At 70.4% G+C, this 16,699-nt stretch carries 13 protein-coding genes and 1 tRNA gene; 13 read left to right on the top strand and 1 reads right to left on the bottom strand.

Features of this window, described 5'->3' with window-relative positions; translation table 11 throughout:
- Positions 1-77: 77 nt before the first annotated feature.
- Complete coding sequence (locus ACFY3I_RS09920; protein ID WP_390860498.1) at positions 78-536, top strand: DUF2199 domain-containing protein; 459 nt, start codon at positions 78-80, stop codon at positions 534-536.
- 220 nt (positions 537-756) lie between these two features.
- On the opposite strand, the gene ACFY3I_RS09915 is transcribed toward ACFY3I_RS09920, so the two are convergent.
- A tRNA-Arg gene (locus tag ACFY3I_RS09915) sits at positions 757-828 on the bottom strand.
- A 100-nt stretch (positions 829-928) separates the two neighbouring features.
- On the opposite strand from ACFY3I_RS09915, the gene ACFY3I_RS09910 reads away from it, so the two are divergent.
- From ACFY3I_RS09910 to prmC, 12 genes are all read left to right on the top strand, one after another.
- Complete coding sequence (locus ACFY3I_RS09910; protein ID WP_390860497.1) at positions 929-1,504, top strand: response regulator; 576 nt, start codon at positions 929-931, stop codon at positions 1,502-1,504.
- A 259-nt stretch (positions 1,505-1,763) separates the two neighbouring features.
- Positions 1,764-2,759 (top strand): ArgS-related anticodon-binding protein NrtL, encoded by a 996-nt coding sequence (nrtL, locus tag ACFY3I_RS09905; RefSeq protein ID WP_390860169.1) that lies wholly within the window; start codon positions 1,764-1,766, stop codon positions 2,757-2,759.
- 16 nt (positions 2,760-2,775) lie between these two features.
- Positions 2,776-4,167, top strand: coding sequence for a diaminopimelate decarboxylase (gene lysA / locus ACFY3I_RS09900; protein ID WP_390860168.1), 1,392 nt, complete (start codon positions 2,776-2,778; stop codon positions 4,165-4,167).
- Between the two features lie 469 nt (positions 4,168-4,636).
- Positions 4,637-5,929, top strand: coding sequence for a homoserine dehydrogenase (locus tag ACFY3I_RS09895; RefSeq protein WP_390860167.1), 1,293 nt, complete (start codon positions 4,637-4,639; stop codon positions 5,927-5,929).
- Between the two features lie 6 nt (positions 5,930-5,935).
- A complete protein-coding gene (thrC, locus tag ACFY3I_RS09890) occupies positions 5,936-6,994 on the top strand; it encodes a threonine synthase (RefSeq protein ID WP_365290373.1) in 1,059 nt (352 codons plus the stop codon).
- A 386-nt stretch (positions 6,995-7,380) separates the two neighbouring features.
- Complete coding sequence (gene thrB, locus ACFY3I_RS09885; protein ID WP_365290371.1) at positions 7,381-8,310, top strand: homoserine kinase; 930 nt, start codon at positions 7,381-7,383, stop codon at positions 8,308-8,310.
- A gap of 404 nt (positions 8,311-8,714) precedes the next feature.
- Positions 8,715-10,748 carry a transcription termination factor Rho gene (rho, locus tag ACFY3I_RS09880; RefSeq protein WP_390860166.1) on the top strand — a complete coding sequence of 678 codons (2,034 nt, stop codon included), beginning with the start codon at positions 8,715-8,717 and terminating at the stop codon, positions 10,746-10,748.
- A 139-nt stretch (positions 10,749-10,887) separates the two neighbouring features.
- Positions 10,888-12,714, top strand: a complete 1,827-nt coding sequence (locus ACFY3I_RS09875) for a trypsin-like serine protease (protein ID WP_390860165.1) — start codon at positions 10,888-10,890, stop codon at positions 12,712-12,714.
- A 218-nt stretch (positions 12,715-12,932) separates the two neighbouring features.
- Complete coding sequence (locus tag ACFY3I_RS09870) at positions 12,933-14,069, top strand: LCP family protein (RefSeq protein WP_390860164.1); 1,137 nt, start codon at positions 12,933-12,935, stop codon at positions 14,067-14,069.
- A 226-nt stretch (positions 14,070-14,295) separates the two neighbouring features.
- Entirely contained in the window at positions 14,296-14,520 is a 225-nt protein-coding gene (gene rpmE, locus ACFY3I_RS09865; protein ID WP_030672379.1) for a 50S ribosomal protein L31, read from the top strand.
- A gap of 108 nt (positions 14,521-14,628) precedes the next feature.
- Entirely contained in the window at positions 14,629-15,705 is a 1,077-nt protein-coding gene (gene prfA, locus ACFY3I_RS09860) for a peptide chain release factor 1 (protein WP_365290364.1), read from the top strand.
- A 72-nt stretch (positions 15,706-15,777) separates the two neighbouring features.
- On the top strand, positions 15,778-16,617 hold the full coding sequence (gene prmC / locus ACFY3I_RS09855) for a peptide chain release factor N(5)-glutamine methyltransferase (protein WP_365290362.1): 840 nt from the start codon (positions 15,778-15,780) through the stop codon (positions 16,615-16,617).
- Positions 16,618-16,699 lie beyond the last annotated feature (82 nt).

Below are 16,699 nucleotides of genomic sequence, written 5' to 3'. Positions count from 1 at the left end.
TGGCTAGGCTCCCGGTCATGGCGAACGATCTTGGCTTCACGTGTTCATGCTGCGGGGAGTTCCACGCGGAGCTTCCGATGGGCTACTCGACCATGGCACCTGACGTCTGGCACCCAGGCTTCGCGGACGATTCCGACAGCATGCTCTCCTCCGACCAGTGCATCATCAAAGGTCAGCACTACTTCATCAGGGGCCTGATCGAGATACCGGTGATCGGCAGGGAAGAGCTCTTCTCCTGGGGCGTCTGGGTTTCCCTGAGCCGAGACAGCTTCGCCCGAGCCCTGGACGTGTGGAACACCCCCGGCCGCGAAGCCGAGAAGCCGTACTTCGGTTGGCTGACCACCGAACTGAGTTTGTACTCGCCCAGCACGCTCAACCTGAAGACCCACGCTCACACCCGTCCGGTCGGTCAACGTCCCTTCATCGAGCTGGAACCCACCGACCATCCTCTCGCCGTCGAGCAGCGCACTGGTATCACGCAGGACCGAGTACGCGAGATCGCGGAGGCTGTCCTTCACCGCGGCGACAACGTTTGATCCGAGTTGCGTGACCGGTGCACCCTCGGCCCACAGGACTACCCTCAGGGGGTGCGCGGAACGCCCGCTGACCTGCCGCGAAGCTCTCCAAGATCAACACGCTATTACAACGTGATCACTGGCAAACGGCTGCTTCCGGCGGCATCCGCCTGCACCAACAACAAGACCCCGCACTCAGCGAACTCGCTGATGGCGGGGTCTTTAGGCACCTCATACAAGGTGCCCCCGGCAGGATTCGAACCTGCGCACACGGCTCCGGAGGCCGTTGCTCTATCCCCTGAGCTACGGGGGCGTCTGGCGTTGAGCTGTTGCTCGCGGCGACGGGTAGAACACTACCAGCTCGGTCGGGGTGATCAGGAACGGGTTTGCCGGGGGTCGGTCCCCCGCGCGAGGTGGAAGTCGGGAAAACGCGGACGCGGTGGCCGGTCCGGACCTACTCTCGAGTTGTGTCAGGGGCGTCGGGCCGGGTGCTTGTTGTGGACGACAACAAGGTCATCCGCCAGCTGATCAGGGTCAATCTCGAACTGGAGGGTCTCGAGGTCGTGACCGCGGCCGATGGTGCCGAGTGTCTGGAAGTCGTCCACCAGGTGCGGCCCGACGTGATCACCCTCGACGTCGTCATGCCCCGCCTCGACGGTCTGCGGACCGCCGCCCTGCTGCGTGCCGACCCCCGCACCCAGCACCTTCCCCTCGCCATCGTCAGCGCCTGTACCCAGAACGAGGTCGAGACCGGGCTCGACGTCGGCGTGGACGCCTTCCTTGCCAAGCCCTTCGAGCCTTCGGAACTTGTGAGGCTCGTACGGGAGTTGGTGGAGCTGCGGCAACGAACCGGGGGGTCGCGGGAGCGGGAGCGTGAGCGCGGAAACGGTGGGGGTGATGACGGTGACGACATCGACCTCGACCCCGACGGACACTTCTCCGAGGGGGGACCTGTACACCCACCCCATCAAACCGTGGGACCACATTGACGCCGCCTCATCGAGTCGGTGGGGTGTAGTGATGCCGGTCCATCAAGCCGGGTGGATGGACTGATGGCGGTGCATCGAGTCGGCCGGCTGCTGTGATGCCGCCCCGGTGAACCGTGGGACCCGGTGTCCCTGCCTCTGGCAGCCGTAGGGCGTCCAGGTTCGTAGGTTCGTAGGGTCCCGGTGTGGTCGTCGTCCGCATGGCGGACTTCCTCCCAAAGCGGGTCGCCTGCCCCGCCCCCTCCTCCCCTACGCTTGTCCCGTGACCCCCGTCGAGCTCTCCCGTACCGTGCTGCGCGCGGTGCGGCGTGCTGTCGACGAGGGGGAGCTGAGCGTGACCGTGCCGACGCGGGTCGTCGTCACGCCGCCGGGACCCGGTGGCTGTGGGGACTACGCCACCAACATCGCGCTGCAGCTCGCCCGCCCCGCGGGACAGCCCTCGATGCGCGTCGCCGAGATCCTCGCGCCCCGGCTCGCCGATTGCGCCGGTGTCGCCGAGGTCGTCGTCACCGGGCCGGGGTTCCTCAACATCAGCCTCGGCCCCGCCGCGTCCCCGACGGCCACCCTGGTCGAGGAGATCCGCACCCTCGGCTCCGGCTACGGCCACGGCGACGCCCTCGCCGGGCAGGTTGTCGCCCTCCGGGTGCCGTACGACGTCCGGGCCGAGGTCGTCGCCGACGCCGTCGTACGGATCGTCGCGACCCAGGGCGGCCGCGGTGAGGTCGGGCACGGCGAGCCCGTCAGCCTCCGGCCCGTCCCGGCCCCCGAGGACCCGGCTCCGCTCGGGCCCGACGCCGCCCAGTGGGCCCTGCTGCATCCCGCCGCCCACGACCGGCCCCGGATCACCGCCGACCACCTGGTGCAGCGCGAGAGCAATCCGCTCTTCCGGGTGCGTTACGCCCACGCCCGGACGCGCGCCGTGGCCCGAGGTGCCGGGCGGCTCGGCTTCGGCGCCCGGCCCGGCGAGGTGACCGGCCCCGCCGACGGCCCCGGCACCCCCGGTGCCCTGGTCACCGCCCTCGCCGACTACCCGCGCATCCTCACCGCCGCGGCCACCCACCGCGCTCCCGACCGGCTCGCCCGGCATCTCGTCACCGTCGCCGATGCCGCCCTGCCGTTCCTGCCGACCGTGCTGCCCCGCGGCGACGAGAAACCCTCGGTCGCCCACCGTGCCCGGCTCGCCCTCGCCGAAGCCGCCGGGACGGTGCTGGCCGGCGGCCTGTCCCTGCTCGGCATCGACGCACCCGATCACCTCTGAGAGAGCCCAAAGAGCAATGAGCCGTTCCGCGCACCCCGCCGGGCCCCGCCACGCCGACGTCCTGCCCGAAGGCCACTACGCCGCTCCGCCCGCCGATCTGAACTCCCTCGACCCCAAGGTGTGGGCCCAGACCGTCACCCGGGACCCCGACGGCGTCGTCACCGTCGGCGGTGTCGACGTGAAGACCCTCGCCGAGGAGATCGGCACGCCCGCCTACGTCCTCGACGAGGACGACTTCCGTGCCCGGGCGCGCGCCTGGCGCACCGCCTTCGGCCCGGACGCCGACGTCTTCTACGCCGGCAAGGCCTTCCTGTCCCGGGCCGTCGTGCGCTGGCTGCACGAGGAAGGGCTCAACCTCGACGTGTGCTCCGGCGGTGAGCTGGCGACCGCCCTCTCCGCCAGGATGCCCGCCGACCGGATCGCCTTCCACGGCAACAACAAGTCGACGCAGGAGATCGAGCGGGCGGTCGAGGCCGGCGTCGGCCGGATCGTGCTCGACTCGTTCCAGGAGATCGTGCGGGTCGCCCACATCGCCCGGTCCCACGGCAAGCGGCAGCGCGTGCAGATCCGTGTCACCGTCGGCGTCGAGGCGCACACCCACGAGTTCATCGCCACCGCGCACGAGGACCAGAAGTTCGGGATTCCGCTGGCCGGCGGGCAGGCGGCGGAAGCGGTGCGGCGGGCGTTGCAGCTCGACGGGCTCGAGGTCATCGGCATCCACTCGCACATCGGATCGCAGATCTTCGACATGTCGGGCTTCGAGGTCGCCGCGCACCGGGTCGTGGGGCTGCTGAAGGACATCCGCGACGAGCACGGTGTCGAACTGCCCGAGATCGACCTCGGCGGCGGGCTCGGTATCGCCTACACCAGCGACGACGACCCCCGCGAACCGCACGAGATCGCCAAGGCGCTGACCGAGATCGTCTCCCGCGAGTGCGAGGCCGCCCGGCTGCGGACTCCGCGCATCTCCGTCGAGCCGGGGCGGGCCATCGTCGGGCCCACCGCCTTCACCCTCTACGAGGTCGGCACCATCAAGCCCCTCGACGGGCTGCGTACGTACGTCTCCGTCGACGGCGGCATGTCCGACAACATCCGGACCGCGTTGTACGACGCCGAGTACAGCGTCGCCCTGGTCTCGCGGACGAGCGACGCGGAGCCCATGCTCGCCCGGGTCGTCGGCAAGCACTGCGAGAGCGGGGACATCGTGGTCAAGGACGCGTTCCTGCCGGGGGACCTGGCACCCGGTGACCTGATCGCCGTACCGGCGACCGGGGCCTACTGCCGGTCCATGGCGAGCAACTACAACCACGTGCTCCGGCCGCCGGTCGTCGCGGTGCGCGACGGCGAGTCCCGGGTCATCGTCCGCCGCGAGACGGAGGAGGACCTCCTGCGCCTCGACGTCGGCTGACGCGGCTGACCACATCCATCCGGTGTCGTCGTCGAGCACCGTCCGGTGGGCTCGACTCGTGTCCGTGGCCGCGGGAGTGGCGCGGGAGTGCCGAGTGGGGGCAGGAGGTGCAAGGCGGAGTGCGGGGTGTCGGGCGGCGTGCGGCGGGGCGTTCGCTCCGGCGGCACACGGTCGCATCTGCCGAACGGGTTCCGTCGCGGGCACGGATCCGGCCCCCCGCCGGACTTCGCATCCGTCCTGCCCGTCTGGTTCGTCGGGCCCGAACGGCCGAACGGCCGAACGGCCTCAACGGCCCGAAAGCGCCCGAACGGGCGGCGCCCGCGCGCGTCCGCGGAAGCCGGCGGAAGATCTCCTGTCCGCCATCGCCACACAATGAAATAGATGTCTCACGATCCGGACGAAGGGTAGAAACTCCCGTCCGGTGAGTGAGACTGGTCCAACCGTAGCCGGTATGAGGAAACGAGGTCGGATGATGCGTACGCGTCCGCTGAAGGTGGCGCTGCTGGGCTGTGGGGTCGTCGGCTCAGAGGTGGCCCGCATCATGACGACGCACGCCGACGACCTCGCGCAGCGCATCGGTGCCCCGGTCGAGCTGGCCGGCGTGGCCGTACGGCGGCCCTCCAAGGTGCGTGAGGGCATCGACCCGAACCTGGTGACCACGGACGCGACCGCCCTGGTCAAACGGGGGGACATCGACGTCGTCGTCGAGGTCATCGGCGGTATCGAGCCGGCCCGCGCCCTCATCACCACCGCCTTCGAGCACGGCGCCTCCGTGGTCTCCGCCAACAAGGCGCTGCTCGCCCAGGACGGCGCCGCCCTGCACGCGGTCGCCGAGCAGCACGGCCGGGACCTCTACTACGAGGCCGCCGTCGCCGGTGCCATCCCGCTGATCCGGCCGCTGCGCGAGTCCCTCGCCGGTGACAAGGTCAACCGGGTGCTCGGGATCGTCAACGGCACCACCAACTTCATCCTCGACAAGATGGACTCGACGGGGGCCGGCTACCAGGAGGCACTCGACGAGGCCACCGCCCTCGGGTACGCGGAGGCCGACCCCACCGCCGACGTGGAGGGTTTCGACGCCGCCGCCAAGGCCGCCATCCTCGCCGGGATCGCCTTCCACTCGCGGGTGCGCCTGGACGACGTCTACCGCGAGGGCATGACCGAGGTCACCGCCTCCGACTTCGCCTCCGCCAAGAACATGGGCTGCACCATCAAGCTGCTCGCCATCTGCGAGCGGGCGCAGGACGGCGGTTCCGTCACGGCCCGCGTGCACCCCGCCATGATTCCGCTGACCCATCCGCTCGCCTCCGTGCGCGGCGCCTACAACGCCGTGTTCGTGGAGTCGGACGCGGCCGGTCAGCTGATGTTCTACGGTCCCGGCGCCGGTGGCGCCCCGACCGCCTCCGCGGTCCTCGGCGATCTGGTCGCCGTCTGCCGCAACCGGCTCAGCGGGGCAACGGGGCCCGGCGAGTCGGCGTACGCCGCCCTGCCCGTGTCGCCGATGGGCGATGTCGTCACGCGCTACCACATCAGCCTCGACGTCGCCGACAAACCGGGTGTTCTCGCCCAGGTCGCCACCGTGTTCGCCGAGCACGGGGTTTCCATCGATACGGTGCGGCAGACGGGCAAGGACGGCGAGGCCTCCCTCGTCGTCGTCACCCATCGGGCCTCCGACGCCTTCCTGTCCGGGACCGTCGAGGCGCTGCGCAAGCTCGACACCGTGCGGGGTGTCGCCAGCATCATGCGGGTTGAAGGAGAGTAACCAGCAATGACCCACCAGTGGCGCGGAATCATCGAGGAGTACCGGGACCGGCTGCCCGTCTCCGACACCACCCCGGTCGTGACGCTCCGCGAGGGCGGCACGCCCCTCGTGCCCGCGCAGGTGCTCTCCGAGCGCACGGGCTGCGAGGTCCACCTGAAGGTGGAGGGCGCGAACCCGACCGGGTCCTTCAAGGACCGCGGTATGACCATGGCGATCAGCAAGGCCAAGGAGGAGGGCGCGCAGGCGGTCATCTGCGCCTCCACCGGCAACACCTCCGCCTCCGCCGCGGCCTACGCGGTGCGGGCCGGCATGGTCTCGGCCGTGCTCGTGCCGCAGGGCAAGATCGCGCTCGGCAAGATGGGCCAGGCCCTCGTGCACGGCGCGAAGATCCTCCAGGTCGACGGCAACTTCGACGACTGCCTCACGCTCGCCCGCAAGCTGAGCGAGAACTACCCGGTGGCGCTGGTCAATTCGGTGAACCCGGTGCGCATCGAGGGTCAGAAGACGGCCGCCTTCGAGATCGTGGACATGCTCGGCGACGCGCCCGACATCCATGTCCTGCCGGTCGGCAACGCGGGCAACATCACCGCGTACTGGAAGGGGTACAAGGAGTACGCCGGTGACGGTGTCTCCGCCAAGACCCCTCGCATGTGGGGCTTCCAGGCCTCGGGCAGCGCGCCGATCGTGCGCGGCGAGATCGTCAAGGACCCCTCGACCATCGCCACCGCGATCCGGATCGGCAACCCCGCCTCCTGGCAGTTCGCGCTCGCGGCGCGGGACGAGTCCGGGGGGTTCATCGACGAGGTGACGGACCGTGAGATCCTGCGCGCCTACCGGCTGTTGGCCGCTCAGGAGGGCGTCTTCGTGGAGCCCGCCTCCGCCGCCTCGGTCGCCGGTCTGCTCAAGGCCGCCGAGCAGGGCAAGGTCGACCCGGGCCAGCGCATCGTCTGCACGGTCACCGGCAACGGTCTGAAGGATCCCGACTGGGCCGTCGCCGGCGCCCCGCAGCCGGTCACCGTACCCGTCGACGCGGCCGCCGCGGCCGAGCGGCTCGGGCTCGCCTAGAGATCCGCCGGGGCCTGTCCGACGACCGCGTGGAGCGGTGCCCGGGCGGGCCCCGGCGGGCTCTGACCGCACGCGGCCGGCGTCCGACCGACGGCCGCCGGGCAACCGGTGAACGGATTCCGGCGTCCTGGGCGGAGGGATCCCGAGTCCGAACGGCGGGATTTCCCGCGGAGGGGGGGCACGAGGGGCTTACGACACGCATCGTGCGCCTCCTGTGCGCCCTATGTCGCCACAGAACCTTCCTTCGATAGGCTGTACCGAAACCGCCCGCCGCATATGCCCGCGCATATGGTGCGGTGCCGTGCCGCCTCCGCGGCCCGAGGTTCCCTCAGGTACCCATCGAGTGTCATTCGACCATCACGCAGCTCAAGGAGAGTCATCGAGCGATGGCCGGTCCAGCGTTCCGCGCCGCCGCCGTCCGGGTGCGCACCCCTGCCACCAGCGCCAACCTCGGTCCGGGCTTCGACGCCCTGGGTCTCGCGCTGGGGCTCTACGACGACGTCGTCGTCCGGGTGGCCGACTCCGGGCTGCACATCGACATCGCGGGTGAGGGCAGCGACTCGCTGCCGCGTGACGAGAGCCATCTGCTCGTACGCTCCCTGCGCACCGCCTTCGACCTGCTGGGCGGACAGCCCCGCGGCCTGGAGATCGTGTGCGCCAACCGCATTCCGCACGGCCGCGGCCTGGGCTCGTCCTCGGCCGCCATCTGCGCGGGCATCGTCGCCGCGCGGGCGGTGACCATAGGCGGCGAGGCCCGGCTCGACGACGTCGCGCTCCTCGAACTGGCCACCGAGATCGAGGGCCACCCCGACAACGTCGCGGCCTGTCTGCTGGGCGGTTTCACGCTCTCCTGGATGGAGTCCGGCGCCGCCCGGGCGATCAGGATGGAGCCGGCCGATTCCATCGTTCCGGTGGTTTTCGTGCCCGGGAAGCCGGTTCTCACGGAGACCGCGCGCGGCCTGCTCCCGCGCACCGTGCCGCACGTCGACGCCGCCGCCAACGCGGGCCGTGCCGCGCTGCTCGTCGAGGCCCTGACCAGGCGCCCCGAGCTGCTGCTGCCCGCCACCGAGGACCGTCTGCACCAGGAGTACCGGGCCCCGGCGATGCCGGAGAGCGCGGCGCTGGTGGAGCGGCTGCGCGCCGACGGAATCCCGGCCGTGATCTCCGGCGCCGGACCGACCGTCATGGCGCTGGCCGACGGCGCGAGCGCCGAGAAGGTGGCGGCGCTGGCCGGCTCGGACTGGGCGGCCAACCGGCTGAACCTCGACGTACAGGGGGCGAGCGTGCTGCCGCTCGCGCCCTCCAGTGACATCTGACCGCGCACGGTTGCCGGATTTGGAGAGGGGGAATGTTTGTTGGATCCGGTAGTGTTAACCTCAAGTCTGCACCCGACCCCACCATGGCGAGGTGCTTCGTGTCCCCGTCCGGGACAGACATTCTTCCGGGAGTCTCCCAAGCCACTCAGCGTTCCGTATGTCGTACCTGGGCAGTACGCCGTACGCGAGCGATGAGCGGGCCGCTGGGCACGCTCCGGAATTGGTGCTACCACGCCTCGTGACACCGGGTGCCACGGCTGAGGAAGCGCCGTCACCAGAAATTCTCTCCGCCGCTTTGGCGGACCACCGCCCCGGCACGGTCCACACAGCAAGGACCGCAGCCGGACAGCACAACCGGTCGCCGAGCCAGACAGGCCGACGTCCGCTCCAGGGAAGGACCCTTCGTGAGCGACACCACCGATCTGATGGGCGCACGTGTCGAGGAGACCGCTGCCGCGCCCGCCACGGACGCCTCCGCGCCTGCCACCGGTGCCGGCTCCCGGCGGCGCCGTGGTACCGGCCTCGAGGGCATGGTGCTGGCCGAGCTTCAGCAGGTCGCATCCGGCCTCGGCATCAGGGGCACGGCGCGGATGCGCAAGAGCCAGCTGATCGAGGTCATCAAGGAGGCGCAGGCCGGTGGGGGCGACGCCCCCAAGGCCACCGAGAGCGCCGCCGAGACCAAGCCCAAGCGCCGGGCCGCCTCCAAGGCCCGCGCGGGCGACGAGGTCGCCGGCAAGAAGGCGGAGCAGGCCGCCGAGGCCCCCGCCGAGCAGGCCGTGGCCCAGCAGCAGATCGAGATTCCCGGCCAGCCCGCCGGCCGCACCGGTGACGCCGAGCGCGGCGGGGACGACGCGCCGGCCGAGCGCCGCCGTCGCCGGGCCACCGCCGAGGCCGGCAGCCCCACCGCGACCGGTGCCGACACCGTCGTCGCCGAGGCGAAGAGCGAGCCGAAGGGCGAGACGCCCGCCGGGCAGGCGCAGCCGCAGGGTGACGCCGACGGCGAGGGCCGCGGCCGTCGTGACCGCCGTGACCGGGGTCGCGACCGCGACCGGCGCGGCAAGGGCGACGAGCAGCAGGGTGGCCGCCAGGACCGCCAGGACCGGGACCGTCAGGACCGGGGCCAGGACCGGCAGCAGCCGCAGCAGCAGGGCGGTGGCCGTCAGGACCGCAACGCCGGCCCGCAGGACGACGACGACTTCGACGGCGGACGCCGTGGCCGGCGCGGCCGTTACCGCGACCGCCGTGGCCGTCGCGGCCGTGACGAGATGGGTGGCGCCGAGCCGCAGGTGGCCGACGACGACGTCCTGATCCCGGTCGCGGGCATCCTGGACATCCTCGACAACTACGCGTTCATCCGGACCTCCGGCTACCTGCCGGGCCCCAACGACGTGTACGTCTCCCTCGCCCAGGTCCGCAAGAACGGCCTGCGCAAGGGCGACCACGTCACCGGCGCGGTCCGGCAGCCGAAGGAGGGCGAGCGCCGCGAGAAGTTCAACGCGCTGGTCCGCCTCGACTCCGTCAACGGCATGGCGCCCGAACACGGCCGCGGCCGCCCGGAGTTCAACAAGCTGACGCCGCTGTACCCGCAGGACAGGCTCCGTCTGGAGACCGACCCGGGCGTGCTGACCACCCGGATCATCGACCTCGTGTCGCCGATCGGCAAGGGCCAGCGCGGTCTGATCGTGGCCCCGCCGAAGACCGGCAAGACCATGATCATGCAGGCGATCGCCAACGCGATCACGCACAACAACCCCGAGTGCCACCTGATGGTCGTCCTGGTCGACGAGCGTCCGGAAGAGGTCACCGACATGCAGCGGTCGGTCAAGGGCGAGGTCATCTCCTCGACCTTCGACCGTCCGGCCGAGGACCACACCACGGTCGCCGAGCTGGCCATCGAGCGCGCCAAGCGCCTGGTGGAGCTGGGTCACGACGTCGTCGTGCTGCTCGACTCGATCACGCGTCTGGGCCGTGCCTACAACCTGGCCGCGCCGGCCTCCGGCCGCATCCTGTCCGGTGGTGTCGACTCGACCGCCCTCTACCCGCCGAAGCGCTTCTTCGGTGCGGCCCGCAACATCGAGGACGGCGGATCCCTCACCATCCTCGCCACCGCCCTGGTGGACACCGGGTCCCGCATGGACGAGGTGATCTTCGAGGAGTTCAAGGGCACCGGCAACATGGAGCTCAAGCTCGACCGGAAGCTCGCCGACAAGCGCATCTTCCCGGCGGTGGACGTGGACGCGTCCGGTACCCGTAAGGAAGAGATCCTGCTCGGCAACGAGGAGCTGGCGGTCGTCTGGAAGCTGCGCCGGGTGCTGCACGCGCTCGACCAGCAGCAGGCGATCGAGCTGCTGCTCGACAAGATGAAGCAGACGAAGTCGAACGTCGAGTTCCTGATGCAGATTCAGAAGACGACGCCGACGCCCGGCAACGGCGACTGACACTCCGCGCGGATCTTCATAACCGGAAGCCGTCCCCCCTGGTGGGGGACGGCTTCTTGGGTCTTCCCGGCAGGTGTACGATCGCGCTCTTCGGTCGGTTGACCGAATCTCGAAAACCTGATCCCGAGGGGGGACTTAGGTGGGTACACCCACGTCCGGGACCGGCCGTCACAGACGCCGGATACGCATCGTTCTGCCCGTCGCCGCGGCCGGTGTGGCCGTGGCCACCGCCGCCGCGCTGCTGTCGGGTTCCGCCAGCGCCGCCACCCAGCCCGCGCCCACGGTCAAGCCGGCCGTCAGCGTCCCGTCGCAGGCCGTCCTGAACAAGCGGATCGCCCGTGCGATCACCGCCGACGCCGGTACGACGGTCACGAAGAAGCCGTCCGCGAGCGGCTCGGCCGTCTCCCCGAAGATCATCGGCGGCGGTACGACCGGCATCTCCACGGCGCCCTGGATGGCGCAGCTCTGGTACTACGACGACAAGGGCACCGCCGACACCAGCGACGACGAGGGCTTCTTCTGCGGAGGCTCGGTCATCTCGCCCACGAAGATCCTCACCGCGGCGCACTGCGTCAAGGGCTTCAAGTGGAGCACCACCGACTCCGCCGTCGTCACCGGCACCGCCTCGCTGCCCACCAGCAACGCCGACGGCTCCGCCAACCTGCACGGCGGCACCGCCACCGGCGTCCTGCGCCAGTGGAACCACCCGTCGTACACCGTGTCGCACAACGGCGCGCCCAACAACGACATCGCCGTGCTCACCCTGGCCGCCCCGGTCAAGGCGACGCCGATCCGGATGACGACGAACACCGACACGACCTCCTACAAGGCGAACACCAGCGCCAAGGTCTACGGCTGGGGCCGCACCAGCTCCACCACGCAGGACATCTCCGAGACGCTGAAGACGGCCACGCTGCCGATCAACTCGGACACCACCTGCACCGCCGCCTACGGCACCACGGACTTCGTCAAGGGCCACATGGTCTGCGCCGGCAAGCCCGCCACGGGCTCCGACACGGGCACCACCACCACCTGCAACGGCGACTCCGGCGGTCCGCTGGTCGTCGGCGGCCGGATCGTCGGCGTGGTCTCCTGGGGCGTCGAGGACTGTGTCGCCGCGGGCGCCTACCCCGTCTTCACGAAGGTCAGCACCTACGTCGGTGCCGCCTACGCGCAGACCGCCGACACCAACCTGAGCTACACCGACGGCAAGGCCGACCTGTTCGCCCGCAGGTCGTCGACGCGCGTCGGCTACGAGCTGGACTCCAAGGGCACCTCGCTGGCCGCCCGCCAGTCCTGGGGCGACTGGACCGGCGTCAACTTCATCCTGCAGGCCGACCTCAACCGGGACGGCTTCCAGGACATGGTCTACCGGGTGGCCTCCACCGGTGACGTCTACTGGGACCACTTCGCGCTGAACAGCGCGCAGACCAGCGGCTCGTGGAGCACGAAGAAGCTCTTCACCAACTGGAAGACCCGCAAGGCCACCGTCATCCCCGGTGACCTCACCGGCGACTACCTGCCCGACGTGCTGTCCGAGGACTCCTCCGGCGTCCTGTGGCTGTACCCGGGCAAGGGCAACGGCACCTTCGGCTCCCGCGTCAAGGTCGGCTCCGGCTGGAGCCAGTACAACCAGCTGCGCGGCGTCGGCGACTTCAACGGCGACGGCAAGGCCGACCTGCTGGCCCGCAAGAGCAGCGGCGGCGACCTGTACCTCTACAAGGGCACCGGCAAGTCCGGCACCGGCCTGTTCTCGGCCCGGGTGAAGGTCCGTTCCGGCTGGACCGGCTACAACACCCTCGCCGCGGTCGGTGACATGACCGGCGACGGCAAGGCCGACCTGCTGGCCCGTACGACCGGCGGGACGCTGTACCTGTACCCGGGCACCGGCAAGGCGACCAGTGAGATCTTCGGCACTCGCAAGTCGCTCGGCACCGGTTTCCAGCAGTACGACATCCTCGGCTGAAACAGCTGGTGAGCGGGGTTCGTCCCCACTCGCCCGATCACACAGTGTGCCCACCGCTCCACGCGGTGGGCACACTGCGTCGTGCAACCCTTTCCCGAGTTTCGCCGTCTGACCCGGCGGAGCGACGATGGTTCGGTAAGTGCCGATGTTCCCGGTACGCCGGGCCTGACCCTCACCGCAGGGGGTACGCGAAAAGTCTTAGGAGAGCAGAGGAGCGCATGTCCGCCGAGAGCACGCCCGAGCCCGGTATACCCGAGGCCGGTCCGAAGGTCCCCGGCCGCGAGGGAGGGGGACGCCGTCGCAGGCCCCCGGGGCGGGGCCGCAAGGCGCTGCTCGTCACGGCCTGGACGGCGGCCGGCGTCCTCGTGCTCGGCGGCACCGGCCTCGGCTACCTGTACTTCAAGCTCAACGGCAACATCAAGAGCGTCGACATCAACCAGGCGCTGGGTGGGGACCGTCCCACCAAGGTCGACAACGGCTCCGAGAACATCCTGGTCCTCGGCTCGGACTCCCGCTCCGGCGGCAACAGGAAGCTCGGCGGCGGCACCGACGACGGCAGCGCCCGCTCCGACACGGCGATGATCGTGCACGTGTACAAGGGCCACAAGAAGGCCGCCGTGGTCTCCATTCCGCGGGACACCCTGATCGACCGGCCGTCCTGCACGGACGCGGACGGCGGCAGGCACGCCGCGGCCACCGGCGTCATGTTCAACTCCGCGTACTCCACGGGCGGCGCGACCTGCGCGGTCAGGACCGTCGAGTCCCTCACGGGGGTCCGCATGGACCACTACCTGGAGGTCGACTTCTCCGGCTTCGAGAAGCTCGTCGACGAACTGGGCGGGGTCACGGTCACCACCACCAAGGACATCGACGACCCGCAGAGCCACCTCGACCTCAAGGCCGGCAGGCACTCCCTGGACGGTGAGCAGGCGCTCGGCCTGGTCCGCACCCGGCACGGCGTCGGCGACGGCTCCGACCTCGGCCGCATCCAGCTCCAGCAGGCGTTCGTGAAGGCCCTCATCGACCAGGTCGGGCACGTGGGTGTCCTCAGCAGCCCCAGGAAGCTGTTCGACCTGGCCGACACCGCGACCAGGACCGTCACCACCGACTCCGACCTGGGCTCGGTCAACTCCCTGGTCGACTTCGCGAACGGTCTGAAGTCCATCGGCTCCGGGAACACGCGCATGGTGACGATGCCGGTCGAGTACGACCCGTCGAACCCGAACCGGGTGATCGTGGCCGAGTCCAAGGCCAAGCAGGTCTGGACGGCCCTGAAGAAGGACCGCCCGATCCCGGCGAGCGCGACGAAGGGCACGGCGACGGGGGAGGCGAAGGGGGTCGTGACGTCGTCGTGAGGATGCGGCGCCGGCGTGGCCGAGCGACCCACGACGGCCCGCACTCGCGTACGAGGAGCGACCGCGTCCCCCGTGGGGCGCACCCCGCCCCCTCCTCGGAATAAAGATCCAAGCCCCCCGGTTTGGGAAGACGCGGTCAGTCCTGGCAAACTGATACGTCGGCCCCGGTTCACGCTCCGCAGCCCGCGGCGGCGACCCGGTGCCCTCCCGAAATCTAGGAGACACCTTGAAGCGCGACATCCACCCCGAGTACGTCGAGACGCAGGTCAGCTGCACCTGTGGCGCGTCGTTCACCACCCGTAGCACCATCCAGTCCGGCACCATCCGGGCTGAGGTCTGCTCCGAGTGCCACCCGTTCTACACGGGCAAGCAGAAGATCCTCGACACCGGTGGCCGTGTGGCCCGCTTCGAGGCCCGCTTCGGCAAGGCTGCCGCCGGCTCCAAGAAGTAGCGAGCCCCATTTCGCCGGTCCACGGCCGTGTCCCTCCCGGGGCACGCCCGGGACCGGCGTTTTTGGTCGCCCGCCTTCCCTTCCGCCCGCAGTATCAGGAGCCCAAAAATGTTCGAGGCCGTCGAGGAACTCGTCGTCGAGCACGCCGACCTGGAGAAGAAGCTCGCCGACCCGTCGGTCCACGCCGACCAGGCCAACGCGCGCAAGCTGAACAAGCGCTACGCCGAACTCACCCCGATCGTCGGCACCTACCGCTCCTGGAAGCAGACCGGCGACGACATCGAGACCGCGCGTGAACTGGCCGCCGACGACCCCGACTTCGCCGCCGAGGTCAAGGAGCTGGACAAGCAGCGCGACGAGCTGACCGAGAAGCTGCGGCTGCTGCTGGTCCCCCGCGACCCGTCCGACGACAAGGACGTGATCCTGGAGATCAAGGCGGGGGCGGGCGGCGACGAGTCCGCGCTGTTCGCCGGCGACCTGCTGCGGATGTACCTGCGGTACGCGGAGCGCGTCGGCTGGAAGACCGAGATCATCGACTCCACCGAGTCCGAGCTGGGCGGCTACAAGGACGTCCAGGTCGCGGTGAAGACCAAGGGCGGCAACGGCGCGACCGAGCCCGGCCAGGGCGTCTGGGCGCGGCTGAAGTACGAGGGCGGCGTGCACCGCGTGCAGCGCGTGCCGGCCACCGAGTCGCAGGGCCGTATCCACACCTCGGCGGCCGGCGTGCTGGTCACCCCCGAGGCCGAGGAGGTCGACGTCGAGATCAATCCGAACGACCTCCGGATCGACGTCTACCGGTCCTCCGGACCCGGCGGGCAGTCCGTCAACACCACCGACTCCGCGGTGCGCATCACGCACCTGCCCACCGGAGTCGTCGCCTCCTGCCAGAACGAGAAGAGCCAGCTGCAGAACAAGGAGCAGGCCTTGCGTATCCTGCGCTCCAGGCTGCTCGCCGCGGCGCAGGAGGAGGCGGAGCGGGAGGCCGCCGACGCCCGCCGCAGCCAGGTCCGCACGGTCGACCGCTCCGAGAAGATCCGTACGTACAACTTCCCGGAGAATCGCCTCTCGGACCACCGGGTCGGTTTCAAGGCGTACAACTTGGACCAGGTCCTGGACGGCGACCTCGACGCGGTGATCCAGGCCTGCGTCGACGCGGACTCGGCCGCCAAGCTGGCAGCCGCGTAAGAGGTACGAGCAACTACACGGAGGACCAGCGTGCAGCAAGATTTTGGGGGGCGACCCCCAAGCCCCCGCAGCGTGCTGCTCGCGGAGGTGGCCCAGGCCACCCAGCGGCTGGCCGACGCCGGCGTGCCCTCGCCGCGCAACGACGCGGAGGAGCTCGCCGCGTTCGTGCACGGCGTGAAGCGGGGCGCGCTGCACTCCGTCAAGGACGCCGACTTCGACGCCCGCTACTGGGAGGTCATCGCCCGGCGCGAGCAGCGCGAGCCGCTCCAGCACATCACCGGGCGGGCCTACTTCCGCTACCTCGAACTCCAGGTGGGGCCGGGCGTCTTCGTGCCCCGCCCGGAGACCGAGTCGGTGGTCGGCTGGGCCATAGACGCCGTGCGGGCGATGGACGTCGTCGAGCCGTGCATCGTCGACCTGTGCACCGGATCCGGCGCCATCGCGCTCGCCCTCGCCCAGGAGGTCCCGCGCTCGCGCGTGCACGCCGTGGAGCTGTCCGAGGAGGCGCTCCAGTGGACCCGCAAGAACGTGGCGGGCTCCAGGGTCGACCTGCGCCAGGGAGACGCCCTGGAGGCCTTCCACGACCTCGACGGGCAGGTCGACCTGGTCATCTCCAACCCGCCGTACATCCCGCTCACCGAGTGGGAGTACGTCGCCCCGGAGGCCCGCGACTACGACCCGGAGCTGGCCCTGTTCTCCGGCGAGGACGGCCTCGACCTGATCCGGGGCATCGAACGCACCGCGCACCGGCTGCTGCGCCCCGGCGGCGTCGTCGTCATCGAGCACGCCGACACCCAGGGCGGCCAGGTGCCGTGGATCTTCACCGAGGAGCGGGGCTGGGCCGACGCGGCCGACCACCCGGACCTCAACAACCGCCCCCGCTTCGCGACCGCCCGCAAGGCGCTGCCGTGAGCATCCCCCAGACTCTCTCCCGGAAGCCCCAGAAGCCCCGGGAGTCCCGGAAGTACGTGTACTTCGTGTACGAGGAGGCCCG

Origin of the sequence: Streptomyces sp. NPDC001068, assembly GCF_042897315.1 — a bacterium.
Classification (GTDB): domain Bacteria; phylum Actinomycetota; class Actinomycetes; order Streptomycetales; family Streptomycetaceae; genus Streptomyces.
This window is presented reverse-complemented; position numbering and strand designations above follow the sequence as displayed.

Excerpts from the sequence above, each read along its gene's own strand:
- ACFY3I_RS09920 (WP_390860498.1), top strand. The coding sequence starts at position 78 with ATGGGCTACTCGACCATGGCACCTGACGTCTGGCACCCAGGCTTCGCG.
- lysA (WP_390860168.1), top strand. The coding sequence starts at position 2,776 with ATGAGCCGTTCCGCGCACCCCGCCGGGCCCCGCCACGCCGACGTCCTG.
- ACFY3I_RS09895 (WP_390860167.1), top strand. The coding sequence starts at position 4,637 with ATGATGCGTACGCGTCCGCTGAAGGTGGCGCTGCTGGGCTGTGGGGTC.
- thrC (WP_365290373.1), top strand. The coding sequence starts at position 5,936 with ATGACCCACCAGTGGCGCGGAATCATCGAGGAGTACCGGGACCGGCTG.
- thrB (WP_365290371.1), top strand. The coding sequence starts at position 7,381 with ATGGCCGGTCCAGCGTTCCGCGCCGCCGCCGTCCGGGTGCGCACCCCT.
- ACFY3I_RS09870 (WP_390860164.1), top strand. The coding sequence starts at position 12,933 with ATGTCCGCCGAGAGCACGCCCGAGCCCGGTATACCCGAGGCCGGTCCG.
- prfA (WP_365290364.1), top strand. The coding sequence starts at position 14,629 with ATGTTCGAGGCCGTCGAGGAACTCGTCGTCGAGCACGCCGACCTGGAG.